This is a genomic window from Sphingomonas molluscorum, from assembly GCF_039522995.1.
GTDB classification, from domain to species: domain Bacteria; phylum Pseudomonadota; class Alphaproteobacteria; order Sphingomonadales; family Sphingomonadaceae; genus Sphingomonas; species Sphingomonas molluscorum.
Genome location: NZ_BAAAEL010000010.1, coordinates 357,105 through 381,730, shown reverse-complemented (window position 1 = coordinate 381,730; position 24,626 = coordinate 357,105). Strand labels below are relative to the sequence as shown.

At 68.4% G+C, this 24,626-nt stretch carries 23 protein-coding genes; 19 read left to right on the top strand and 4 right to left on the bottom strand.

The genetic code is table 11. The features are described from left to right. Positions 1-130: 130 nt before the first annotated feature. From ABDZ92_RS12145 to ABDZ92_RS12130, 4 genes are all read left to right on the top strand, one after another. Positions 131-1,738, top strand: a complete 1,608-nt coding sequence (locus ABDZ92_RS12145; protein WP_125959291.1) for a M20/M25/M40 family metallo-hydrolase — start codon at positions 131-133, stop codon at positions 1,736-1,738. Between the two features lie 2 nt (positions 1,739-1,740). Beyond that, the gene (rlmB, locus tag ABDZ92_RS12140) at positions 1,741-2,490 is read left to right on the top strand and encodes a 23S rRNA (guanosine(2251)-2'-O)-methyltransferase RlmB (protein ID WP_125959292.1); all 750 of its coding nucleotides are present in this window, start codon (positions 1,741-1,743) and stop codon (positions 2,488-2,490) included. Positions 2,491-2,564: 74 nt separating this feature from the next. Beyond that, on the top strand, positions 2,565-4,316 hold the full coding sequence (gene ggt / locus ABDZ92_RS12135; RefSeq protein WP_125959294.1) for a gamma-glutamyltransferase: 1,752 nt from the start codon (positions 2,565-2,567) through the stop codon (positions 4,314-4,316). A gap of 48 nt (positions 4,317-4,364) precedes the next feature. Further along, positions 4,365-6,155, top strand: a complete 1,791-nt coding sequence (locus ABDZ92_RS12130) for an AMP-dependent synthetase/ligase (protein ID WP_125959295.1) — start codon at positions 4,365-4,367, stop codon at positions 6,153-6,155. Positions 6,156-6,374: 219 nt separating this feature from the next. Here the strand turns inward: ABDZ92_RS12130 and ABDZ92_RS12125 are convergent, their stop codons facing one another. Next, positions 6,375-9,281 carry a M16 family metallopeptidase gene (locus ABDZ92_RS12125; RefSeq protein ID WP_343763058.1) on the bottom strand — a complete coding sequence of 969 codons (2,907 nt, stop codon included), beginning with the start codon at positions 9,279-9,281 and terminating at the stop codon, positions 6,375-6,377. A gap of 150 nt (positions 9,282-9,431) precedes the next feature. On the opposite strand from ABDZ92_RS12125, the gene ABDZ92_RS12120 reads away from it, so the two are divergent. The 14 genes from ABDZ92_RS12120 to ABDZ92_RS12055 all read left to right on the top strand — a co-directional run bounded on the left by ABDZ92_RS12120 (position 9,432) and on the right by ABDZ92_RS12055 (position 21,704). Further along, positions 9,432-10,250 (top strand): aspartyl/asparaginyl beta-hydroxylase domain-containing protein, encoded by an 819-nt coding sequence (locus ABDZ92_RS12120; RefSeq protein WP_125959296.1) that lies wholly within the window; start codon positions 9,432-9,434, stop codon positions 10,248-10,250. 31 nt (positions 10,251-10,281) lie between these two features. Further along, positions 10,282-10,854, top strand: a complete 573-nt coding sequence (locus ABDZ92_RS12115) for a NifU family protein (RefSeq protein ID WP_125959491.1) — start codon at positions 10,282-10,284, stop codon at positions 10,852-10,854. After that, on the top strand, positions 10,854-11,444 hold the full coding sequence (locus tag ABDZ92_RS12110; protein WP_206432126.1) for a malonic semialdehyde reductase: 591 nt from the start codon (positions 10,854-10,856) through the stop codon (positions 11,442-11,444). The genes ABDZ92_RS12115 and ABDZ92_RS12110 overlap by 1 nt, the downstream gene beginning before the upstream one ends. Beyond that, positions 11,395-12,069: a tRNA (adenosine(37)-N6)-threonylcarbamoyltransferase complex dimerization subunit type 1 TsaB gene (tsaB, locus tag ABDZ92_RS12105; protein ID WP_206432127.1), complete on the top strand. Its 675-nt coding sequence runs from the start codon at positions 11,395-11,397 to the stop codon at positions 12,067-12,069. The genes ABDZ92_RS12110 and tsaB overlap by 50 nt, the downstream gene beginning before the upstream one ends. Then, complete coding sequence (gene rimI, locus ABDZ92_RS12100) at positions 12,066-12,542, top strand: ribosomal protein S18-alanine N-acetyltransferase (protein ID WP_125959298.1); 477 nt, start codon at positions 12,066-12,068, stop codon at positions 12,540-12,542. The genes tsaB and rimI overlap by 4 nt, the downstream gene beginning before the upstream one ends. A 124-nt stretch (positions 12,543-12,666) precedes the next feature. Next, the gene (locus ABDZ92_RS12095) at positions 12,667-13,077 is read left to right on the top strand and encodes a Ros/MucR family transcriptional regulator (RefSeq protein WP_125959299.1); all 411 of its coding nucleotides are present in this window, start codon (positions 12,667-12,669) and stop codon (positions 13,075-13,077) included. A gap of 120 nt (positions 13,078-13,197) precedes the next feature. Continuing rightward, a complete protein-coding gene (locus tag ABDZ92_RS12090; RefSeq protein ID WP_125959300.1) occupies positions 13,198-13,620 on the top strand; it encodes a Fur family transcriptional regulator in 423 nt (140 codons plus the stop codon). Continuing rightward, positions 13,592-14,374: a lysophospholipid acyltransferase family protein gene (locus ABDZ92_RS12085; protein WP_241211715.1), complete on the top strand. Its 783-nt coding sequence runs from the start codon at positions 13,592-13,594 to the stop codon at positions 14,372-14,374. The genes ABDZ92_RS12090 and ABDZ92_RS12085 overlap by 29 nt, the downstream gene beginning before the upstream one ends. A gap of 10 nt (positions 14,375-14,384) precedes the next feature. Then, positions 14,385-15,710, top strand: coding sequence for a tRNA (N6-isopentenyl adenosine(37)-C2)-methylthiotransferase MiaB (miaB, locus tag ABDZ92_RS12080; RefSeq protein ID WP_125959301.1), 1,326 nt, complete (start codon positions 14,385-14,387; stop codon positions 15,708-15,710). 251 nt (positions 15,711-15,961) lie between these two features. Then, positions 15,962-16,963 carry a PhoH family protein gene (locus ABDZ92_RS12075; protein WP_125959302.1) on the top strand — a complete coding sequence of 334 codons (1,002 nt, stop codon included), beginning with the start codon at positions 15,962-15,964 and terminating at the stop codon, positions 16,961-16,963. Positions 16,964-17,017: 54 nt separating this feature from the next. Then, positions 17,018-17,530 (top strand): rRNA maturation RNase YbeY, encoded by a 513-nt coding sequence (ybeY, locus tag ABDZ92_RS12070; protein ID WP_125959303.1) that lies wholly within the window; start codon positions 17,018-17,020, stop codon positions 17,528-17,530. A gap of 10 nt (positions 17,531-17,540) precedes the next feature. After that, positions 17,541-18,464 carry a hemolysin family protein gene (locus ABDZ92_RS12065; RefSeq protein ID WP_125959304.1) on the top strand — a complete coding sequence of 308 codons (924 nt, stop codon included), beginning with the start codon at positions 17,541-17,543 and terminating at the stop codon, positions 18,462-18,464. A 202-nt stretch (positions 18,465-18,666) separates the two neighbouring features. Further along, positions 18,667-20,199, top strand: a complete 1,533-nt coding sequence (locus tag ABDZ92_RS12060) for a catalase (RefSeq protein WP_125959305.1) — start codon at positions 18,667-18,669, stop codon at positions 20,197-20,199. A gap of 170 nt (positions 20,200-20,369) precedes the next feature. Continuing rightward, a complete protein-coding gene (locus ABDZ92_RS12055; RefSeq protein WP_125959306.1) occupies positions 20,370-21,704 on the top strand; it encodes a PQQ-dependent sugar dehydrogenase in 1,335 nt (444 codons plus the stop codon). A gap of 31 nt (positions 21,705-21,735) precedes the next feature. Here the strand turns inward: ABDZ92_RS12055 and ABDZ92_RS12050 are convergent, their stop codons facing one another. The 3 genes from ABDZ92_RS12050 to ABDZ92_RS12040 form a co-directional block, all read right to left on the bottom strand. Next, positions 21,736-22,191 carry a hypothetical protein gene (locus ABDZ92_RS12050; protein ID WP_125959307.1) on the bottom strand — a complete coding sequence of 152 codons (456 nt, stop codon included), beginning with the start codon at positions 22,189-22,191 and terminating at the stop codon, positions 21,736-21,738. A 64-nt stretch (positions 22,192-22,255) separates the two neighbouring features. Then, positions 22,256-22,558, bottom strand: coding sequence for a polyhydroxyalkanoic acid system family protein (locus ABDZ92_RS12045; protein WP_125959308.1), 303 nt, complete (start codon positions 22,556-22,558; stop codon positions 22,256-22,258). A gap of 11 nt (positions 22,559-22,569) precedes the next feature. Beyond that, a complete protein-coding gene (locus tag ABDZ92_RS12040) occupies positions 22,570-22,992 on the bottom strand; it encodes a VOC family protein (protein WP_125959309.1) in 423 nt (140 codons plus the stop codon). A gap of 81 nt (positions 22,993-23,073) precedes the next feature. On the opposite strand from ABDZ92_RS12040, the gene lnt reads away from it, so the two are divergent. After that, positions 23,074-24,612 carry an apolipoprotein N-acyltransferase gene (lnt, locus tag ABDZ92_RS12035; RefSeq protein WP_125959310.1) on the top strand — a complete coding sequence of 513 codons (1,539 nt, stop codon included), beginning with the start codon at positions 23,074-23,076 and terminating at the stop codon, positions 24,610-24,612. The last annotated feature ends 14 nt before the right edge of the window (positions 24,613-24,626 follow it).

The window sequence follows — 24,626 nt, the reverse complement described above, 5'->3', positions numbered from 1 at the left end:
GGCCGCTTCGCTGAAGCGAGGTGGCCCATTGCCGTCCCGCCGCCACGCTGTCAACGGCTTGCGCGCCTTTCCTGGCCCGCATAGCGTCCATGACGACGCTTTTTCTCTTCCCTCCCACGAACGGAACCCGATGCGCGCGCTCACTCTTGCCTTGTTTGCCACCGTTGCCGCCACACCCCTTGCCGCCCAGTCGGTCGATCGCGACGCCGTCAACCGGATCATCGAGGAAGGCACCAACCAGTCGGAAGTGATGCCGATCGCGCAGCACCTGACGGACGTGATCGGCCCGCGGCTCACCAACTCGCCCGGCATGCGCCAGGCAGAGGAATGGACCCAGTCGAAGTTCCGCGAATGGGGCCTGAAGAACGTCCACAAGGAAGGATTCGAGTTCGGCCGCGGCTGGTCGATCGTCAGCTCGAGCGTACGCATGGTGACCCCGCGCCCGATCCAGCTGACCGCGATCCCGATCGCCTGGACCCCCGGCACCAACGGCACTGTCACTGCGCCGGTGATCGTGGCGCCGATGTCCAAGGAAGCGGACTTCGCACGCTATCGCGGGCAGCTGGCGGGCAAGATCGTGATGGTGACCCAGCCGGACACCGGCTCGGAGCCGGACCGTCCCGCCTTCCGTCGGCTCAGCCAGCAGGAGCTCGCCGACCAGGACTTCTTCGAAGCACCGGTCAATGATCCGGAGGCGGCGGACCGCCGGCTCAAGCGGCTCGACTTCTCGCTCAAGCTCGACGCGTTCCTGAAGAGCGAGGGCGCGGTGGCGATGGCGACCATGTCCAGCCGCGACGGCATGTTGCTGCACGGCAGCGGCTATCTGTTCGGACGCGATCAGACCCCGGCGACGCCCGGGATCGAGATCGCGGCCGAGGACTATCGCCGCCTCGCCCGCCTCGCCCGCGTCGGCCAGGCACCGACGCTGGAAGTGACCAGCAACGTCCGCTTCGACGACAGCGACGTGCAGGCCTACAACATCCTCGCCGACATCCCTGGCACCGATCCCAAGGCCGGCTATGTGATGGCTGGTGCCCATCTCGACAGCTGGGCCGCAGGCGATGGCGCTTCCGACAACGCCGCGGGCTCTGCCGTGGTGATGGAGGCCGCGCGCATCCTATCGCAGATGGGGGTGCGGCCGAAGCGCACGATCCGCTTCGCGCTGTGGAACGGCGAGGAACAGGGGCTGCTCGGCTCGCTCGCCTATATCGAGCAGCACATCGCCACGCGCGCGCCGGCCGCAACCGGGCCGACGACCGGCCTCGCCCGCTTCTATGGCTGGACCTCGCGCTGGCCGATCACGAAGAAGCCGGGCTACGACCAGCTCGCCGCCTATTTCAACCTCGACAACGGCTCGGGCAAGATCCGCGGCATCTATGCCGAGAACAACCAGGCCGCGGTGCCGATCTTCCGCGAATGGTTCGCGCCGTTCCAGGCGATGGGCGCCGGCACCGTGGCGATGCGCCGCACGTCGAGCACCGATCACTATTTCTTCCAGTCGATCGGGCTGCAGGGCTTTCAGTTCATCCAGGACCCGCTGGACTATGGCAGCCGCATCCACCACACCAATGCCGATACCTTCGACCATATGAAGGGCGAGGACCTGCGTCAGGCATCGATCATCATGGCTTCCTTCCTCCTCAATGCCGCCAACGCGGAAAAGCCGCTGCCGAAGCCGCCGCTGCCCCGCCAGCCGAAGGTCACCGACCCGTACGCCTGGCCGAAGGCGGAGGACTGAGCATGGCACGTCGTGGTCATCGCCCGAGCCAGGGCTCCCCGCAGCGCCCCCGTTTCTGGGGCCGCCATGCGGTACTCGCGGCGCTCGCGAACCCTGAGCGCACAGTGCGCAAGCTGTGGGGCACGCACGAGGCGTTGTCGCAGCTCGACCTTCCGTCGACGCTGACCGTCACCTATGCCGAGGCGGCCGACCTCGGTCGGCTGGTTCCGAATGACGCCCCGCATCAGGGCATGGTGGCAGAGGTCGATCCGCTGGAGGACATCTGGCTGGGCGACCTACTGGAGCGCGGCCGTTCCGACACCCGCCCGCTGCTGGTGCTCGATCAGGTCACCGACCCGCACAATGTCGGCGCGATCCTGCGCTCGGCAGCCGCGTTCGACGCCCTCGGCATCGTGACGCAGGACCGGCATGCGCCGCCGGAGTCCGGCACCGTCGCCCGTACCGCGTCCGGGGCGCTGGAGATCGTCCCCTGGGTGCGCGTGGTGAACCTCGCCCGCGCGCTCGAGGAGATCGCCGAGGCCGGCTATTGGCGCATCGGCCTGACCGGCAACACCGACCTAACGCTCGATCAGGCGATGGGATCGGACAAGGTCGCGCTGGTGCTGGGTGCCGAAGGCGAAGGCATGCGCCAGAACACCGCGGCGCATTGCGACGTGCTCGCGCGGTTGCCGATCAGCGACCAGATCGAAAGCCTGAACGTCTCCAACGCAGCGGCCATCGCGCTCTACGCGGCGGCGACGCGGCGCGGCTGAGGACGGAGGGGGCACGGCTTCGGCCGTGTCCCCTCGCCTTTGCACCCGGGACAATCGCGGCTACTCCTGCAGGCATGAAGCGTTTCCTCAGCTGTGCAGCATTGCTGCTCGCCGTACCCGTCGTTGCGAGTGCCCAGGTCGCCCATCCCGCCAAGCAGGCGGCGCAAGGCATGGTCAGCGCATCGGACCCGCGCGCCGCGGCGGCGGGCGTCGAGATGCTGCGCGCCGGCGGCAGCGCCACCGATGCCGCGATCGCGACCCTGCTCGCGCTCAACGTGGTGGAGCCGCAGAACTCCGGCATTGGCGGCGGCGGCTTCTGGGTCGGGCATGATGCCAGGACCGGCAAGCTCCTGACCATCGACGGGCGCGAGACGGCTCCCGCGGCGGCCGATCCGCACTGGTTCTACGCGCCCGACGGCAATCCGCTGAGCCATTCCGCAGCCGTGCCCGGCGGGCGTAGCGTCGGAGTGCCGGGCAACCTGCGCGAATGGGCGATGGCGCATGCCCGCGCCGGCAAGCTCCCCTGGGCGAAGCTGTTCGAGCCGGCGATCCGGCTCGCCCGCGACGGCTTTCGCATCACCCAGCGGCTCAACACCGGGATTGACCGCTTCGGCAGCCACATCGACGCGTGGGCGCGGACAAAATATCTGACGTCGGACGGCAAGGCGCTGCCGGTAGGCACGCTGCTCAAGAACCCCGAACAGGCGGCCTTGTTCGAGCGCCTGGCGCGGCTGGGCCCGGACAGCTTCTATGTGGGGCCGGACGCGCAGAAGCTCGTCACCACCGTCAACACCGCCGCCCGCAACCCGTCGAAGATGACCGCGGGCGACCTCTCCAGCTACGATGCCAAGGAACGCGCGCCGGTGTGCGGCAGCTACCGCGCCTATCGCATCTGCGGCATGGGCCCGCCCTCGTCCGGCGGCGTCGCGGTGCTGATGATCCTGAAGCAGCTCGAACGCTTCGACATGGCGAAGCTGGGCAAGGACTCGCCGGTCGCCTGGCATCTGATGGCCGAGAGCCAGCGCCTCGCCTATGCCGATCGCGACATGTACCTGGCCGATCCCGACCATGTGACGGTGCCGGTCAAGGGACTGCTCGACCGTACGTACATCGCCGCGCGCTCGGCCCTGATTTCGCCCGACCGCACGATGGGGAGCGTCGCGCCCGGCACGCCCGCCGGTGCTCCTGCCCGCATCCGGGTCCAGCAGAGCGAAGTGCCGGGGACCACCCATGTCTCGGCAACCGATGCGCGCGGCAACGCGGTGTCGGTCACGTCGACGGTGGAGGGCTATTTCGGCTCGGGCCTGTCGGTGAACGGCACCATGCTCAACAACGAGCTGACCGACTTCGACATCGTGCCGGAAAAGAACGGCCACCTGGTCGCCAACAGGGTCGAAGGCGGCAAGCGGCCGCGCAGTTCCATGTCGCCGACCATCGTCTACGGCCCGGACGGCAAGGTCCGGCTGGTGATCGGTGCGGCGGGCGGGTCCACCATCATCGCCCAGGTCGCCAAGGCGGTGATCGCGGTGATCGACTGGCGGATGACGGCGCAGGACGCGATCGGCCTGGGGGTGATCTATGCACCGGGCAGGATTGCGACTCTCGAACAGGGTACCCAACTCGACGCCATGGCGCCTGCACTCGAGGCGCTGGGAGAGCCCGTGAAGATCGCGCCCATGGGCCTGAAGGCGAATGCGGTGGAGCGCGTACACGGTCGCTGGGTCGGTGGCGCCGATCCGCGCAGCGAGGGTGTCGCCATGCGGCAGGACGGCACCGTCGTCGAAATCAAGCGGGTCGGCGGCTTCGGCACCCGTCCCCCGGAGTAACAACAGGCAAGTCCCCGGCGCACGGATGCCGGGGCGGCAGGAGAGGCCATGCGTACCCTCGAGCACTTCCCGAATCTCGTCACGATGTTCTTTGCGCGTGCGCGCGAGAAGGGCGACAAGCCATTCCTGTGGCACAAGGCCGGGGGCGAATGGCAGCCGACCAGCTGGGCGGAAGCCGCGCGCCAGGTCGCCAGCCTCGCCGCAGGCCTGAAGGCGCTCGGCCTCAAGCGCGGCGACCGGGTGATGCTGGTGTCGGAGAACCGCCCCGAATGGTGCATCTCCGACCTCGCCATCATGGCCGCGGGCTGCATCACGGTGCCGACCTATGTCACCAACACCCAGCGCGACCACCAGCACATCATGGAGAATTCGGGCGCCTGCGCCGCGATCGTCTCCACTGCCAAGCTCGCGCGCGAGCTGATCCCGGCCGCCCTTCACGCATCCACCCCGCAGAAGATCATCGGGATCGAGGACGTCCGCCTGGTCCAGCCCGGCAGCATCGAATTCCACAGTTGGCATCAGCTGATCGCCGATCATCCCGCCAGCGCCGAAGCGGCCGCGGGCGAGGCAAGCTTCCAGCGCGAGGACCTCGCCTGCATCATCTATACCAGCGGCACCGGCGGCGCCCCCCGGGGGGTGATGCAGCACCATGGGGCGATCCTGCACAACGTGGCCGGCTGCTCGGCGGTCATCGCCGAGGATTTCGGCTGGGACGACGAGGTGTTCCTGTCGTTCCTGCCGCTGAGCCACGCCTATGAGCACACCGGCGGCCAGCATTTCGCGATCGGGCTGGGCGGGCAGATCTATTATGCCGAGGGCCTCGACAAGCTCGCCGCCAATATCGAGGAGGTGCGCCCGACGATCATGTTCGTCGTGCCGCGGCTGTTCGAAGTGCTGCGCACCCGGATCACCAAGGCAGTAGAGAAACAGGGCGGCATGGCCGCCTATCTGCTCGGCAAGGCGATCGAACTCGGCAACAAGGAGAGCGAGGGTCGCCTACGCCTGACCGACCGACCGGCGCAGCTGGCGGTGCGGACCTTGTTCCGCCCCAAGATCGCTAAGCGCTTCGGCGGCCGGATGAAGGCGATGGTCTCGGGCGGCGCGCCGCTCAATCCGGAGGTGGGGCTGTTCTTCCAGGCGCTGGGGGTCACCTTCCTCCAGGGCTATGGCCAGACCGAGGCTGCGCCGGTGATCTCGTGCAATCGCCCGTCGGCGGGCGTGCGGATGGACAGCGTCGGCCCGCCGCTCGCCAACACCGAAGTGCGCATCGCCGACGACGGCGAAATCTTGGTCCGCGGCGAACTGGTGATGCACGGCTATTGGCGCAACGAGGTCGAGACGGCGCGCGTCCTGAAAGACGGCTGGCTGCACACCGGCGACATCGGCCTGATCGACGAGGCGGGACGGATCAAGATCACCGACCGCAAGAAGGACATCATCGTCAACGACAAGGGCGAGAACGTCGCCCCCCAGAAGGTGGAGGGGATGCTCACCCTCCAGCCCGAGATCTCCCAGGCGATGATCGCGGGCGATCGCCGCCCCTATATGGTCGCGGTGATCGTGCCCGATCCGGAGTGGACCCAGGAATGGTGCGCGGCCAACCGCGCGGTCTGCGACTTCAAGCGGCTGGCGGAGGACAGCGGCTATCGCGCAGCGTTGAGCGCCGCCGTGGACCGGGTGAACCAGGACCTGACCGTGACCGAACGCATCCGCCGCTTCATCCTGGCGGACCGGCCGTTCACCATCGAGAACGAGCAGCTCACCCCCAGCCTGAAGATCCGCCGCCACATCCTGCGCCAGGTCTATGGCGAGCGGCTGGACGCGCTCTACAAGGGGTAAGCCGGCGCCTGCAAAGGCGACGCAGAACGATCGGCGTCGCGTCTGACAACCCTGGGCTCCTGCCTGCGCAGGAGCACGGAAGTGGGTGAGGCACTGCCGGGTCGCTGCGTCAGCTGGAGGCACCCGGGGTCATCCCCGTACCGCGCTCCTGCGCAGGCAGGAGCCCAGGGCCACAAGCGCGTCGCTCGTTAACCTTGGCCCTCGCTGCGCCGGACCTACTCAGTTCGCCTTCTTCTCCGGCACGACCACCAGCGACCAGTCCTTCTCCGGGCGGAGATACTTCACCGCCAGCGCCTGGATGTCGGCAGAGGTCGTCGTGCCGATGTCCGAGGCGATGGTGTTGATCGCGTCGATCCGCTTGGGATCGAGCGTGCCGCCCGCGGTCTGCTGCATCCAGAACATGTTGCCGCTCGACACGCGCGCAATGAACTGCAGCACCGGCGCCTGTGCGCGCCGCAGTTCGTCCTCGGTGATCGGGTTCGCCACCAGGTCTGCCGCGATGCCGCGCGCCAGCTGGAAGAAGAAGTCCGTCTTGTCGGGCGGCACCGCGCCGATCGCCAGGATCTTGCCGCCGCTCGGCAGGCCCACGGGCCAGTCGGTGGAAACGTTGGGCGTATAGCTCACCCCCGCTTCCGAACGCAGCTTGTCGAGCAGCCGATCCCGGAAAATGGCGGCGAGCAGTTCCAGCTTGCGGCTTTCCGTCAGCCCCGCACTGCCACCGCCCGTCGGCCAGGCGATCACCGCCGCCGCCTGGTTGGGCTGGCCGGTATGGGTGCGCACGACGGGCGTCGCCACATGGTCCGGGAACCGCACGTCGACATTGCCGACCGGCGCCGCCGGCCGCGGCTTCAGCGCGCCGAAGGTGCTGGCCACCGCCGCGATGGCGGCATCGGCCGTGGTATCGCCATAAACCTGCACCTCGATCGGGCCACTGGCGAGCAGCGGCTCCCAGAACGCACGGAACCGAGCGGCATCCAGCCCCTCGATGTCCTTGCGATCGGGCGAGGCCCAGCGCGTGTCGCCGGCGTGGAGCAGGCCTTCGAGGTCACGCTGGAGCACGCCCACCGGCGAGGAGGACTGGCTGTCATAGCTGGCGAGCATCACCGCACGGGCGCGGGCCACCGGCTTGGGATCCCAGCCGGGGCCAGCGAGCTTGGTCGCGATCAGCCGGAGCTGGTCGTTGAGATCGGCCGCCGTGGTGATGCCGCCCAGCACGAAGGCATCTTCCTGCATGCCGAAGGACAGGCCGATCTGGCGGTCGCCGGTCAGCTGGTCGAGCTCTTCCTGCCCGAACTTGCCGACGCCGCTCGCCACCAGCGCCAGGTCACCGGCAAAGGCGGGCGTCTGCCTGTTCGACGGAAGCGCGCTCAGCCCGCGACCGAAGCGGACCTGGACATAGACCTTGCCGGTTTCCGAATTGTTCGGGAACATCAGCAGGTTGACGCCATTGGCGAAGCTCACCTTCTCGATCTGCGGATCGGTGAGCACCACGCTGCGGCCGGTGACCTTGCCGGGCGCGCCGAGCTTGGGAAGCTCGTCGAACTTCACGGTGCGCTGGGGCCCGCGCTTCTCGGCGGCTGCCGTCACATCCGCCTGGATCGCCGCTGCCAGCTTGTTGGCTGCGGACGGGTCCGGCGTCGGCGTGTTGACGAGCGCGCGGGTCTCGACGCCCTCGAAGACCTTGCGGGTCGCCGCCTGCACCTTGGCGGGGGTGAAGAACTTGCCGGCCACGGCACCGTCGAAGATGCGCAGCGACATCTCGGGTCCCGCGACCGTCTCGCGGATGTCGACCGCCTCCACCAGATTGTCGGCAAGCTTGGCGCCCGCATCGACGCGCGACGTCGCGACGGCATTTTCCATCGCCGCGCGGATCTCTCCCACCTCGCGGTCGATTTCCTGCTGCGAAGGCGGGTTGCGCAGGGCACTGGCGACGGTGGCGCGTACGTCACGCACGGCTGCCTCCCAGTCGTTCCCCACCGGCATGATCGAGATCGCGGTGATGTTGGCCGAACGCGACACGTCTTCCAGGTCGGCACCCGCGCTGATGTAGCTGGCGCCCGCCCGCGCCCGGCTTTCCAGGCGGCGGTTGATGATCCGAATGGCGATCTGGTCGACCATGCGCTCCTGATTGAAGACGATGGTGTCGTTGCCAACCGTCCAGGGCCGCACCGTCGCCATCTGCACCAGGGTCGGCAGCGCCGGTTCGTTCACGACGGCGCTCAGCGGCCCACCGGCCTTGGGCTTGCCGAGATCCGGATTCTGGGGGGCCGGCCCCTTGCCCTTCCAGCCGGAGAAATGCTTCACCACCGCTGCCTCGAGCAGCTTGGGATCGGCGTCGCCGGCGATCACCACCACGGCCCGGTCGGGGCGGTACCAGCGATCATGAAAGGCGCTCACCATGTCGGCCGTCGCCGCCTGCAGCGTCTCGACGTTGCCGATGGGCGAACGATCGGCGAGCGGCTGGCCGGCAAAGAACAGCGCGCGCGTCGCGTCGCCCAGCCGCAGCTGCGGCCCCGGCTGCTCGCGCTGCTCGGCGAGCACCACCGGGCGCTCGGCATTGAGCGAGGCCGGGGTGATCGTGGGCTCGGCCATCATGCCGGCCAGGATCTTCATGCTCTCGTCCAGGCCGGCCTGGGTGGCCCCCGGCAGGTCGAGCTTATAGACCGTCTGGGTGAAGCTGGTCGCGGCATTGGTGTCCGAGCCGAACGTCACGCCCAGCCGCTGCCACACGCGCTTCGACTCGCCATCGGGCACATGCATCGAGCCGCGGAACGAGAGATGCTCCAAGAGGTGCGCGAACCCGCGCTCCTGCTCCGTTTCCATCAGCGAGCCCGCGTCGATCGCGACGCGGATGGCGATCTGCCCCGGCGGCACGCCGTTGTGGCGGACGGCGTAGCGCAGCCCGTTCGGCAACACCCCATAGGTCCAGGACCGGTCGGGCGGGATGTCGCTGCCCTTGAACAGCCAGGGGGTGTCCGGCCCCTGCGCCACCGGCTGCAACGGCGGCAGCTGCCGGCTCTGCTGCTGCGGTGCGGGCGGGGGCGCCGTCTGGGCGACGAGCGGCGTGGTGGCGATCAGGGCCAGAAGCGGCAGCGCGATCCGGCGTACGCGTACAGGGAATGCCATGCGCCAAGCGTAGCGGGCTTTTCCCGGCACCGCCAGCGCGGCCGACCAAGTGTTCGGAATCGCCGGGAAACTGGCGGACACGATCTTCCACGCGACCGCCACCTTTTCGCCTTTTCTGCAGCGCAGCGTTGCAGGCCGAAGGGAGGGGCAATGCACCGCGCAACACGACCGGCAGACGACGAGGCACGCGATGCGCCGGCGACCGGCCAGGCACAGCATTCGCTCGTCCTGCGCGCGGGCAAGCGGCTGCGGCACGTCTTCGACCGGCTGATCCGCGCGTCCTCCCTGGTCTCCACCGCGCCGGTGCTGGACGTACGCGCCTTTCCCTGGACCCGGGAGCTTCGCGGCCAGTGGCAGGCGATCCGCGACGAGGCGGAGCGCGTGGCGCTGCCCGAGGGCGCCGCTCCCCCGCTGGCCGCCATTTCGCCCGATCCCTGCACCCTCGCTGCCGTCGATCGGTGGCGGTCGTTCGTGCTGTGCGGCTATGGCTATGACATGGACGCGAACCTCGCGCGCTGCCCGGTCACCGCCCGTGCGCTGCAAGGCATCCCCGGCCTCACCAATGCGATGTTCTCGATCCTGGCGCCGGGCAGCCACATTCCCGCGCACCGCGGCGTCACCAAGGGGCTGATCACCTGCCACCTGGCGCTGGTGGTCCCGCGCGACGGCGACGTGCGCATGCGTCTCGACAATCGCGTGCTGCGGTGGGCCGAGGGCGAGACGCTGGTGTTCGACGACACCTATGAGCATGAGGTGTGGAACGACACCGGCAGCACCCGCGTGGTCCTGCTGATCCAGTTCAAGCGGCCGCTGCGCCAGCCTGGCCGCTGGGTCGCGGACCTGCTGCTCGATCTGGTCCGTCGCTCCGCCTTCGTCCAAGAGGCGCGGCGCAACCTGCTCGCCTGGCACCGCGCCCCGCACGCGGGCGCGTCGCCCGCCCCGAACGGATCGTTTCCGGCGTCCGCTTGATCCTGCCCCCCCGGCACGCCAAATGACGGTCATGTTGATCGAGACCGAACCGACGCCCAATCCCGCAACCCTGAAGTTCCTTCCGGGTCGGGTCGTGATGGAAACCGGCACCCGCGACTTCGCGACGCCCGAGGAAGCGGAAGTGTCGCCGCTTGCCGAAGCGATCTTTGCGCTAGGCGACGTGACCGGCGTGTTCTTCGGGCGCGACTTCGTCTCCGTCACCGCCGCACCGGGCGTCGAGTGGCCGAGCCTGAAGCCGGACGTGGTCGCGATCCTGCTCGACCATTTCTCGGCCGCGATGCCGCTGTTCCGGCAGGGCAGCGCCGGTTTCTCGGTGCCGCCGGCCGAAAGCGACATCGTCGACAATCCTGAGGACGCCGACATCGTCGCGCAGATCCGCGAACTGATCGAGACGCGGGTGCGGCCGGCGGTGGCCAACGACGGCGGTGACATCGTCTATCGCGGCTTCGACAAGGGCAAGGTCTACCTGCAGATGCAGGGCGCTTGCTCCGGCTGCCCCTCCTCGAGCGCGACGCTCAAGAACGGCATCGAGCAGCTTTTGAAGTATTACGTCCCCGAAGTGACCGAAGTGCGGGCCGTCTGATGGCGATGCTGGACGACGCCGCGCTCGACACGATTTTTCGCACCGCCCGCAGCCACACCCATTTCACCGACCAGCCGGTCACGCAGGCGGAACTGGAGGCGATCTGGGACCTGATGAAGATGGGGCCGACCTCGGCCAACCAGCTGCCCGCGCGGCTGGTGTGGTGCGTGTCGCCCGAGGCGCGCGAGCGGCTCGCTGTCTGCTGCAGTGACAGCAACGCGGACAAGGTGCGCCAGGCACCCGTCGCGGTGATTGTCGGGATGGACACCGAGTTCCACGAGCATCTGCCTGAGCTGTTCCCGCATACGAATGCCAAGGCGTGGTTCGACGGCAATGCGGAGCTGCGCCAGGTGTCGGCCATGCGGAACTCGACGCTGCAGGGTGCCTATCTGATCGTCGCCGCGCGCGCGCTCGGCCTGGACGTGGGCCCCATGTCGGGCTTCGACAATGGCGCGGTGGACAAGGCGTTCTTCAGCGGAACGCCGGCCGTCCGTTCGAACTTCATTGCAGTGCTCGGCCATGGCGACCCGTCGCGGCTGCATGAGCGCCTGCCGCGACCGGCGTTCGACCGGTTCAACACGATCGCCTGATCCCTTGCGCACGCTGGTAATCGAGACCGCGACCGCCGCCTGCTCGGTGGCGGTGATGGAAGACGATCGCATCCTGGACTTTCGGCACGAGGTGGTCGGCCGCGGCCATGCCGAACGGCTGGTGCCGATGATCGCCGAACTTCCCGACGCGGGCCGGGCCGAACGCATCTTGGTGGATTGCGGCCCTGGCAGCTTTACCGGCGTTCGGGTCGGGCTAGCCGCGGCACGGGGCCTGGCGATTGGGTGGGGCGCGCAGGTTTTCGGCTTCTCTTCGCTGGCACTCGTCGCGGCAGGTGCGTTCGACCGGCGGCTTTCGACCGACACCCTCGCGGGGGTACTGGAGGGCGGCCATGGCGAGGTGTTCGTGCAGGAATTCACCGCCGATCCGCTGACCGAAGCCGCGCCGTTCGCGTCGCTGCGTCCGGAGGCTGCGCTGGAGCGGCTGGCCGGACGGCTGGCCGTGGGTAACGGCGTGCATCGACTCCAGGCGCTCGACGCCGGGATCGCCGCCGCGGAAGCGCTGCCCGATGCGCGCGATGCGCGTCTTCTACCGGCGGCGCTCGCCAGCCTGGCGCCCCGCCCCCTCTACGGCCGCGCGCCGGACGCGAAGCTGCCGCAGCCGTGAGCCGGACGCCGGGCCCCGTCACCCTGCGCGTCGGGTCGGTCGCCGATCTCGATGCGGTCTCGATCGTGATGCGCGAGGCGTTCGACGCCCGCTTCGGGGAGGCATGGACGCCTGCCCAGTGCCTGGGCATGTTGTCGCTGCCGGGCGTCTGGCTGACCCTGGCGGAGCAGGACGAGGGCCTCGCCGGCTTCGCGCTTTCCCGGGCGGTGATGGACGAGGGCGAACTCCTGCTGATCGCGACCCGCCCGGCAGTGCAGGGGCGCGGCGTGGGCGGCATGCTGCTGCGCTCCGTGATCGACGAAGCGCGACGCCGGACGCTCTCGCGCTTGCATCTTGAGGTCCGCGCGGGCAATGCCGCCGTAGAGCTCTACAAGCGCGAAGGTTTCGCCAAAGTAGGCGAGCGGCCGCGATACTATCGGGGCCGGGCCGGAGAGGCTTTTGATGCGCACAGCTATGCGCGCACCATTCCCTGAACTGTAACGAAACAATTCGTTGCAAAAATTTCATCCTCACCGCTGTTGCGATTCAGTCGCACGGGGTGAATAGGTCCGAACGGGGACGGCGGTGTTTTGCCGTTCTTGTTGAAAGGGTAGTAGAATGGAAGTCCAGCAGCCGCCGGCCGACGCGCTGATCGCGTACACGGCCGATATCGTGGCAGCCCATGTCAGCAACAACAGCGTGTCGCTCGCCGACCTGCCGTCGCTGATCCAGAATGTTCACGGCGCGCTCACCACCCTGGGTGGCGCGAACACCGCACCCGAGGCGAAGCAGGAGCCGGCGGTGCCGATCCGCGCATCGGTGAAGCCGGACTTCATCGTCTGCCTCGAAGACGGCAAGAAGCTCAAGATGCTCAAGCGTCACCTGATGACGCACTATCAGATGACGCCCGACCAGTATCGCGCCAAGTGGGGTCTTCCGGCCGACTATCCGATGGTCGCCCCCAACTATGCCGAGCAGCGCCGCAGCCTCGCCAAGGCGATCGGTCTCGGCACCAATCGCAAGCGCTGATCCCCCCTCCACCGGTTTTGTGCCGTCCGTTCGCCGTGAGGGCGAAGGGGCGGCCAAGCCCGCTTCCCGAAGCGGCCACCATCCGCTAAATGTCGGGCCGCACTGAAAAACGGAGAAGGAATGCCGCGCAGGATCGACCTCGAGGCGCTGTGTCAGGAAAAGGGGCTGCGCATCACCGAGCAGCGCCGCGTGATCGCGCGCGTGCTGTCGGAAGCGGAAGACCATCCGGACGTCGAGAAGGTCTATGAGCGGGCCTCTGCCATCGACCCCGGCATCTCGATCGCTACCGTCTATCGCACGGTACGGCTGTTCGAAGAGGCAGGGATTCTCGACCGCCACGACTTCGGCGACGGACGCGCTCGCTATGAGCCCTCCCCCGAATCCCACCATGATCACCTGATCGACGTCGAGACCGGCAAGGTCATCGAATTCGTCGATCCCGAACTCGAACTCCTCCAGAAGCAGATCGCCGAACGGCTGGGCTTCCGCCTCGTCGATCACCGCATGGAGCTCTATGGCGTCAGCCTCGACCGCAAGGGCTGATCCGGTGCCCGGCCTGGCCGGGCACGTCCGCTTCGCCGGGCGCCTGGCGGCGATCCTCGGCTGCCTGCTCGGCGCGCTGGCGCTGCATGGACTGTGGCGGCTGTTCCGCCGCCCCTCCCCTTGGCCGCCCCGTTTCCTCGGCGCCGTCGCCTGGCTTGCGGGGGCGCGCGTACGCGTCCTCGGGCGTCCGCTGAAACAGAACGTCCTGTTGCTCGCGAACCACCAGAGCTGGCTCGACATCCTCGCCATCGCCGGCGCGTCCGGCAGCACCTTTGTCGCCAAGGGCGAGCTCCAGTCGGCGCCGCTGGTCGGCTGGCTGTGCCGCCTCAACGACACGCTCTTCGTGGAGCGGGGCGACCGCCTGGGAGTCGCCGCGCAGGTGGCCTCCCTCCGCCGTGCCCTCGGCGGTCGCCCAGTCACCATCTTCCCCGAAGGCACCACCGGGGACGGCACGGCGATGCTGCCCTTCAAGGCATCGCTGCTGGCGGTCGCCGACCCGCCGCCGCCAGAGCTTCGCATCCAGCCGGTCGTCCTCGACTATGGAATCGCGACTCCCGAAGTGGGCTGGATCGGCGGCGAATCCGGCATCCACAACGCGGTCCGGCTGGTCTCGCGCGCCGGCACCATCCCGGTGACGATCCGCTTCCTCGAACCGTTTGACCCGGTGGGACTCGGCCGCAAGGGGATCGCAGCCGAGGCGCGGCGGCGGATGGAGGCGGCGCAAGCTGGCAGCGCAGGCCAAAGCGGCGTATAGGCCCGCCCCCATGAGCACGCCCCCAAAAAGCTTTCACGTCAAATCCTTCGGCTGCCAGATGAACGTCTACGACGGCGAGCGCATGGCCGAATTGATGACCGCGCAAGGCATGACCGCGGCGACGGACGCGGCGGCCGCCGACCTGGTCGTGCTCAACACCTGCCACATTCGCGAGCGGGCGACCGAGAAGGTCTATTCGGACATCGGCCGGCTGCGCCGTGAGGACGGATCCCGCCCGATGATCGCGGTCGCGGGCTGCGTCGCGCAGGCCGAGGGCGCCGAGATCGCCCGCCGGGCAAAGGTGGACGTGGTGGTGGGCCCGCAGGCCTATCACAACCTGCCCTCCCTGGTTGCCGAGGCAGCCAGCGGCCGGCTGGCGATCGACACGGACATGCCGCCCGAGTCCAAGTTCGGCGCGCTCGCGCCGCGCCGACGTTCCGGGCCCACGGCCTTCCTGACCGTGCAGGAGGGTTGCGACAAGTTCTGCACCTACTGCGTCGTGCCCTACACGCGCGGTGCCGAAGTCAGCCGTCCCTGGGGCGCCTTGCTGGACGAGGCACGCGCGCTGGTGGATGCGGGCGCGCGGGAGATCACGCTGCTGGGGCAGAACGTGAATGCCTGGACGGGCGAGGACGAGACCGGCCGGATGCAGGGCCTGGACGGCCTCATCCGCGCGCTCGATCGCCTGCCCGGCCTGGCGCGGATCCGTTACACGACCAGCCATCCCAACGACATGACCCAGGGGCTGATCGACGCGCATGGCGACGTAGAGAAGCTGATGCCCTATCTCCACCTGCCGGTGCAGTCGGGCAGCGACCGCGTGCTGAAGGCGATGAACCGCAGCCACACGCGCGACAGCTATCTGCGGCTGCTCGATCGGGTGCGTGCGGTACGCCCCGACATCGCGCTGTCGGGTGATTTCATCGTGGGCTTCCCCGGCGAGACCGACGCGGAATTCGCCGACACGCTGCGGCTGGTCGATGCGGTCGGCTATGCGCAGGCGTTCAGCTTCAAATACAGCCCGCGGCCCGGCACCCCCGCGGCAGACTATGCGGGCACCGTGCCCGCCGAGGTGATGGACGACCGGCTGCAGCAGTTGCAGGCAGCGCTGCTGCGCGACCAGCAGGCGTTCAACGCGGCGGCAGTCGGGCGTGCCACCCAGGTTCTGATCGAGCGCCGGGGCAAGCTGCCGGGCCAGATGCTCGGCAAGTCGCCCTGGCTCCAGTCCGTCCACCTGATCACCGACGCACGCATCGGCGACCTGGTGGAGGTCGATCTGGTCGCCGCAGGCCCGGTGTCGCTGTCCGGCAGGGAGCGGGTGGCAGCCGCCGCCTAACAGCGAAGGGCGGCAGCCCTCCGCGATTTTGGCGCAGCGCCGGTCTTGGCACTGTGTGCGGCGTCCCCATATTCCCCCTGTCCGCCGAGGCCGGGCTCTGCCACAATCTTTGGGGCATGCAGCTTGGCACCCCGACCGTTCCGCTTCGACGCAACCAACCACCGGCCGCGCACGTTCGTGGCGGCTGACGCTCGCATGTTCGTTCCGGGGGCAGTGCCCGCCCCCTGCCGCATCCGCCACGAAAGGATCGCATGAGTCGCAAGCCCGTTCCCGCCCGCTCCGGCGAACGCAGCCGGGTCGAGGTCAGCTTCGACAAGCCCCAGCTGTTGCCCCGCCTGTTCGGTGAGTTCGACAGCAACCTGCTCGCGCTCGAAGAGCGGCTGGGCGTCTACATCACCGCACGCGGCGATCGCGTCGGGATCGAGGGATCGGCCGAGTCGGTCGCCCGCGCTCGCGAGGTCCTTCAGGAGCTGCACCACCGCATCCTGCGCGGTGAGGACGTGGACACGGGCCTGATCGACGCGGTGATCGCGATGGCCGACCAGCCGACGCTCGACGGGATCGTGCGTGCGGACGGCGGTGGCGCAGGATCGTCGATCATGATCCGGACACGCAAGAAGACGATCGTGCCCCGCACCGCGGCGCAGGCGTCCTACATGCGCCAGCTCGTCGGCCACGACATCATCTTCGCGCTCGGGCCGGCAGGTACCGGCAAGACCTATCTTGCGGTCGCCCAGGCGGTTGCGCAGCTGATCACCGGTTCGGTCCAGCGGCTCATCCTGTCGCGCCCCGCGGTGGAAGCCGGCGAGAAGCTCGGCTTCCTGCCCGGCGACATGAAGGAGAAGGTCGATCCCTATCTTCGCCCGCTGTACGACGCGCTGCACGACTGCCTGCCCGCCGAGCAGGTCGAGCGGCGGATCGCGAGCGGAGAGATCGAGATCGCGCCGATCGCCTTCATGCGCGGCCGTACGCTTGCGGACGCGTTCGTGATCCTGGACGAGGCGCAGAACACCACGCCGGCGCAGATGAAGATGTTCCTGACCCGCTTCGGCCAGAATAGCCGGATGGTGGTGTGCGGCGACCCGAACCAAACCGATCTTCCCGGCGGCGTGGCCGCATCGGGCCTGGCGGATGCGACCGCGCGACTGGACGGGGTCGAGGGAATCGCCTTCGCTCGCTTCGGTGCGGCCGACGTGGTCCGCCATCCGATCGTCGGGCGGATCGTCGAAGCCTATGAGGGGAAGGACGCTTGACGGGAGCTTGCCTCAGGCTACCCGTCCGCCCTTGCGACAACGAGAAGACGACCGATGCTTGACATAGCCGTACAGCGCGAGGGCGAGTGGCCCACCGACCTGGACTGGGACGCACTCGCCACGCGGGCGGCCGAGGCGGCGTTCGCGGGCACGCCCTACGCCGGCTGGTCGAGCGACCCGGCGGTGATCGAGGTGGCGATCCGGCTCACGTCCGACGAGGAGGTCCACGGCCTCAACCACCAGTATCGCGGCAAGGACAAGCCGACGAACGTGCTGTCCTTCCCGATGGTGCAGCCGGACCTGCTCGACACGGTTACCCAGAACTCGGACGATGGGGAGGTGCTGCTGGGCGACATCGTGCTCGCCCATGGCGTGTGCGTGGCGGAAGCCGCGGAGCGTGGGATTCCGGTCGCGGACCACGCAACCCACTTGATTGTCCATGGTTGCCTGCACCTGCTAGGCTACGACCATCAGGACGACGCCGAGGCGGAGGCGATGGAAGAGATCGAGCGCACCACGCTTCGCCAGCTCGGCCTGCATGACCCCTATAACATTCGCGAGGATTGACGAGACTTCCATGCCAGAAGGTTCCAGTAGCGCCGCCCCGGGGGGCGACAGTAGCCAGGCCGCCGGAGAGGGCGGCGTATGGCGGGGCATCCGCGCCCTGCTGTTCGGCGAGGAACACAACGAGACGCTGCGCGGGCGGATCGAGGAAGTCATCACGGAGCATGAGGAGGAAGAGGCCCGGCCGGTCGCCGGCGACCTTTCCCCCATCGAGCGGCAGATGGTCCGCAACATCCTCCACTTCGGCGAGCGCGACGCAGGCGACATGGGCGTGCCGCGCGCGGACATCGTCGCGGTCGAAGAATCCACGCCCTTTGCCGAACTGGTGCAGATCTTCGCAGAGGCCGGGCACAGCCGCCTTCCCGTCTATCGCGAGCGGCTCGACCATGTGATCGGCATGATCCATGTGAAGGACGTGTTCGCGATCCTGGCGCGCGAAGGCGCCCCGCCGGAAAGCATCACCGCATTGATGCGCCAGCCGCTCTACGTGCCCCAATCGATGGGGACACTCGACCTGCTCGCCCAGATGCGTTCGAGCCGGACCCACCTGGCGGTGGTGCTGGACGAATATTCCGGAACCGACGGGCTCATCACGATCGAGGACCTGATCGAGGAGATCGTCGGCGAGATCGAGGACGAGCACGATGAGGCCCCGGCGGCGCTGCTGGTGCCGATCGACGGCGGCGGCTGGGACGCGGACGCGCGCGCCGAACTGGAGGATGCCGCCGAGTTGATCGATCCGCGGCTGGGCGAGGTGGAGGAGGACGTCGAGACGCTCGGCGGACTCGCCTTCGTGCTGGCCGGGCACGTGCCCAAGCCCGGCGAGTGCCTGAAGCACGCCAGCGGCTGGACGCTGGAAATCGTCGACGGCGACGATCGACGCGTCACGCGCCTGCGCCTCCACCCCCCGGTCGCCGAAGCGCCGGTCGAGGAATAGCTCCGCCGTCTGCTGGCTGGCAGGCGAACGCGGCACCCTGGCCTCGCCGGGGTGCCGACCCGACTACACCCCGCGCAAAACTCCGCCTGCCGCGGCTATTCCCACCAGCATCGATGTTTTCGATCACGGTGGGCACTTCTATGCGTTTGAGTCATTCCATCGGCTGCGGCACCAACGTGCCCGGACGATCAGGAGACATGCCATGGCAGATGCCGAAAAGAAGCGACCGACGCTCACCACTTCCGCGGGTGCCCCGGTCGGCGACAACCAGCATTCTCTCACCGTGGGCCGCTTTGGCCCGTTGCTGCTGCAGGATTATCAGCTGATCGAGAAGCTGACCCACCAGAACCGCGAGCGCATCCCCGAGCGGGTGGTGCATGCCAAGGGCTGGGGCGCGTTCGGCACCTTCACCGTGACCCACGACATCAGCAAGTACACCAACGCCAAGATCTTTTCGGAAGTCGGCAAGCAGACCGAGATGCTGCTGCGCTTCTCGACCGTTGCCGGCGAGCAGGGTGCAGCCGATGCCGAGCGCGACGTGCGCGGCTTCAGCTTCAAATTCTACACCGAGGAAGGCAACTGGGACCTCGTCGGCAACAACACGCCGGTGTTCTTCGTGCGCGACCCGCGCAAGTTCCCGGACTTCATCCGCACGCAGAAGCGCCACCCGCGCACCAACATGCGCAGCCCGACCGCGATGTGGGACTTCTGGAGCCTCGAGCCCCAGTCGATGCACCAGCTGCTGATCCTGATGTCGGATCGCGGCCTGCCGCAGGGCCCGCAGTACATGAACGGCTATGGCAGCCACACCTATTCCTTCTGGAACGACGCGGGTGAGCGCTACTGGGTGAAGTTCCACTTCAAGACCCAGCAGGGCCACAAGTTCTACACCAACGCCGAGGCGGCCGAGGTCATCGCCAAGAGCCGCGAGAGCTTCCAGGAGGAAATCTACGGCACGATCCACCGCGGCGAGTTCCCGAAGTGGACGCTGTTCGTCCAGATCATGCCCGAGGAAGACGTGGGCAAGCACTGGTATAACCCGTTCGACCTGACCAAGGTCTGGCCGCACGGCGACTATCCGCTGATCGAGGTCGGCGAGGTCGAGCTGAACCGGAACCCGGACAACTACTTCGCGCAGATCGAGCAGGCGGCATTCAGCCCGTCGAACGTCGTGCGCGGGATCAGCTTCTCGCCGGACAAGATGCTGCAGGCACGCATCTTCTCCTATGCCGACGCGCATCGTCACCGCCTGGGCACGCATTACGAGGCGCTGCCAGTCAACCGGCCGCACTGCCCGGTGCACACCTATCACAAGGACGGGCTGCTGCGGTTCATGGAGGACGTGAACCAGGACTATCCGGACGCCTATTACGAGCCCAACTCGTTCGGCGGGCCGGTCGAGGACCCGCGCTACAAGGAGCCGCCGCTGAAGGTGGAAGGCACCGCCTGGCACTGGGACCACAGCGAGGGCAACGACGATTTCCGCCAGCCGCGCGACCTGTGGAACCTATTCGACGAGGACCAGAAGGCCCGCACCGCCAGCAACATCGCCGAGGCGATGCACGGCATTCCGCAGTTCATCATCGATCGCCAGATGGGCCATTTCGAGGCCGTCGATCCGAACCTCGCCGAGCGGGTGCGCGAGCGCCTCGCCACGATGAGCAAGTCGGAGGAGGACCGCGAAACCCAGAAGGACATGGACCGCATGGCCCTGTCCGACGCGGGACCGCGCTAACTCATACCGGATCGCGGGGCGGCTCTCCCCCCATTCCTGCCGCCCCGCCTGCGCTGTCGCACCGATCCCGTGCGACAGCGTGAGGCGCCGCCGCCGACGGAACTCTCCCATCCGTCAGCGGCGGCGCTTTTCATGTTGCGTGCAGGTCCGCAGCCCCTAATCCTCCGGCCATGCGCAAACACCTGCTCCGCCTTGCCGCCATTCTCCTTGTCCTGCTGCTCGCGCTGGGGTGGTGGCTGTTCAGCCCCGATCGCGCGGAGCTGCCCGAGGACGCGGTGACCGGCGCCCAGCCGCAGCTGAGCCGCGCACGCGAACAGACCATCCCCACCGTCCGCATCGCCAAGCCGATCGGCTGGAGCGGCGACGCCATGCCGACCCCCGCGCAGGGGCTGCGCGTCCAGCCGTTCGCACGCGGGCTCGATCATCCGCGGTGGCTCTATCGCCTGGCGAACGGCGACGTGCTGGTGGCCGAAAGCAACTCGCCTCCGCGCGAAGGCGGCGGGCTCAAGGGCTGGGTGATGAAGCTCTTCATGGGCCGGGCAGGCGCAGGCGTTCCCTCTGCCAACCGGATCACGCTGCTACGCGACGCGGACGGGGACGGCGTCGCCGAGCAGCGCTCGGCGCTGCTGACCGGGCTCAACTCGCCGTTCGGCATGGCGGTGGTGGGCGACTGGCTCTACGTCGCCAACACCGATGCGCTGGTGCGCTTCCCGTTCCGCGTGGGGCAAACGCGCATCACCGCGAACGCGGAGAAGGTCGTGGACCTGCCGGGCGGCGGCAATCACTGGACGCGCAACGTCGTGGCGAACCCCGAGGGCAAGACGCTGTTCGTGACGGTCGGCTCGGCCTCCAACATCGCCGAGAACGGGCTGGAGATTGAGAAGAACCGCGCAGCGATCCTGGAGGTCGACCCGCTGGTGAAGAAGTTCCGCATCTATGCCAGCGGGCTGCGGAACCCGAACGGCATGGCGTTCGAGCCCAACAGCCGGGCGCTGTGGACCGTCGTCAACGAGCGCGACATGATCGGCTCGGACATGCCGCCCGACTATATGACGCGGGTGGAGTTCGGCGGCTTCTACGGCTGGCCCTGGCATTATTGGGGCGGCTATGTCGACGACCGCGTCCAGCCGCAGCGGCCCGACCTGCGGGAATATACCGCGCGGCCCGACTATGCGCTGGGCGCCCATACTGCCTCGCTCGGCCTCGCCTTCGCCGGCGATGCGAAGCTGGGGTCGCGCTTCGCAAGCGGCGCGTTCATCGGCCAGCACGGATCCTGGAACCGCGTACCGCCATCGGGCTACAAGGTCGTGTTCGTACCGTTCGCCGCCAACGGCTTCCCGGTGAAGGGCGCCAAGCCGGTCGATGTCCTGACCGGCTTCCTGGACCAGGACGGCAAGGCGCGCGGCCGTCCCGTGGGGGTGATCACCGATCGCAGCGGCGGACTGCTCGTCGCCGATGACGTCGGGAATGTGATCTGGCGGGTGAGCGCCGCCCCGGGGCGCTGAACCCCGCGGGCCGAGCGCCCGTGCCGGCAGCCTAGCGGCCGGCGCGCTTCACCTCGGGCAGGGTCAGCAGCTGCTCGCGGGTCAGCGCAGGGGCGCGCAGATGCCACTGGTCGCCCACCGCGACCGGCTCGATTCCCTTGAGCGGCAACAACACCTCGCGATCGTCCGGCTGCGCTTCGATCTCCACCACCAGGCCGTTGACGCTGCCCTGCGCGTCGGTGGTCACCCGGTCCACCTCGCCGAGCTTGGCATTGCCGGCGCCGAGCAGGTCGGCATCCTCCAGCTGCTCCTTGGTCATGCCAAAGGCGGTCCCGGGGCCGCTTGCGGTCGGGATCGTCGGGGCACTGCCGGTCGGCGGCGCCTCGACCACGCCATTGTCGGCGATCTGGGTCCCGACCGGGAGCGCGACCTGGTTCTCGGTCGAATCCCTGTCCGAACAGCCTGCCAGCGCCGATGCCGCAGCCAGCACGAAAAGCGGTGCCTTCATGAGCCTCTCCTAACCCTTGCTCAACCGAAACGAGCCCGTGCCGGTTCCGTGCACCGCCCGATCGCTATTTGAGCAGAGCAGGCCCGTCCTTCTGAAGCTTGGCGCGGATCTTGTCGGCGAACAGGCGCAGGAAAGGCGGCAGGTCGAGTTCGGCGCGGACCCGATCCTCGAACAGCTCGAGCCGACTTGCCACGCGCTGTCCCATCGCCTGCACCGTGAAGGAAAGGGCGTCACCCTCCCAATGCTGTTCTGTCACCGTGCCGCCCGGGAACATGCCGGCGAGCTTGCCGATCCCTGCTTCGATGCGGGTACGCGCCCCCTCCCGGCCGAGCTTGTGGGGAATGTCGACGGTAACGGGTTCAGCCACGCGTAAATCCTTTAACTTGCGAACAGCATTGAATCATTGGCGAACGCCTTGAACTCCAAAGCGTTTCCGGACGGGTCGCGGAAGAACATCGTTGCCTGCTCGCCCGGCTGCCCCTTGAAGCGGACGTGCGGCGCGATGCCGAACGCGATACCGGCCGCCTCCACCCGGGCGGCCAGCGCCTCCCAATCGGCCATGCGCAGCACGACGCCGAAGTGCGGCACCGGCACCTGATGACCGTCGACCGCATTGCTGGTCGCCTGCGGCCGGGCATCGGGGTCGAGGTGCGCGACGATCTGGTGCCCGCCAAGATCGAAGTCGATCCAGTGGTCGCTGCTGCGCCCCTCGCCGCAGCCCAGCACGTCCCGATAGAAGGTGCGTGCCGCCGCCAGGTCGTGGACCGGGAAGGCGAGGTGGAAGGGGCGAAGCTCGGCCATGGCGCGAGCCTAGCGGATCGAGTGCGGGCGTACACGCGCGAACTGCTTGCCCGCACCGTCAAAGCGAACGATATCCGCGCCGTGCGTTTCCCCCCTGCCCTGCTCGTCCTCCTCGCCGGTGCCGTCTCCGCACTCGGCTTCGCGCCCCTCCAATGGTGGCCGCTGACGCTCGCCGCCTTCGCGCTGTGGCTGCACTGCGTCCATGCCGCGCCCAGCTTGAAGTCGGCGCTGTGGCGTTCCTGGCTGTTCGGCGTGGCGCATTTCACCATCGGCAACAACTGGATCCAGCACGCCTTCGACTATCAGGATCGGATGCCGCCCGCGCTCGGCTATTTCGCGGTCGTCGGGCTTGCGCTCTATCTCGCGGTGTATCCGATGCTCGCCGGCGGCCTCGTCTGGCGGCTGGGACGCCGGGAGGCACGGACGGACGTCGGGTTCGCGCTGATCGCGGGCGCCGCCTGGATCGCGACCGAGTGGCTGCGCGCGGTGATGTTCACCGGCTATGCCTGGAACCCGGTCGGCGTCGTCTGGCTGCCGGTACCGGGCCTTGCGCATCTGGCAGCCTGGGTAGGGACCTATGCCTTGTCCGGGTTGACCGTGATGGCAGCCGGCGCGTTGCTGCTGGCATGGCACCGCCGCTGGCAGTTCCCGGCCGGGATCGCCGTTGCGGGACTTGCGCTCGCGGTCGGGTGGCCGCTGCTCCATGCCGCCAACCCGACCCTTCCGGACGATGCACCGCGCGTGCGCGTCGTCCAGCCAAACATCGGGCAGGAGCATGTCGCCGACGACGGCTATGCTGCCGAGGTGTTCGATCGCTTGCTGCGGCTGAGCGGACGCCCCGGGCCCGCCCCGCGGCTGATCGTCTGGCCGGAAGGGACGCTCAACTATTATGTCGAGGATGGATATCCGCCTTATTGGTACGACGCCAATCCGGCGCTCGTCCGCGCGCAGATCGCCCGCCTGCTCGGGCCGCGCGACGCCGCCCTGGTCGGCGGTACCGCGCTGTTCTTCGACCGGCGGGGACAGGTCGGCTCGGCAGGCAACTCGGTCTTCTCGGTGCTGCCCGACGGTCACCTCGGCGGCCGCTACGACAAGGCGCATCTGGTGCCCTATGGCGAATATCTGCCGATGCGGCCCCTTCTCCAGCCGCTGGGGCTGTCCCGCCTGGTGATGGGCGACATCGACTTTGCGCCGGGTCCCGGACCGCGGTCCGTGGCTGTGCCGGGCTTCGGCTCCGTCGGCATGCAGATCTGCTACGAGATCATCTTTTCCGGCCAGGTGGTGGACCGCGGCCATCGGCCGCGGCTGCTGTTCAACCCGTCCAACGACGCCTGGTTCGGCGCCTGGGGGCCGCCCCAGCATCTGGCGCAGGCGCGCATGCGTGCGATCGAGGAGGGGCTGCCCATCCTGCGCTCCACGCCGACCGGCATCTCGGCGATCATCGACGCCGACGGGCGGCTGCTGGCAACGATCCCGCAGGGTCGCGCCGGCGCGATCGAACTGCCGTTGCCGGCCGCGCACCCGCCAACGCTGTTCGCCCGCTTCGGCAACGGCATCGCCGCGATAGTGGCCCTTTTCCTTGCCCTCGCGGCCGTTGCCATCCGTCGGCGCAACCGCTAGGGCGCGGTATATAA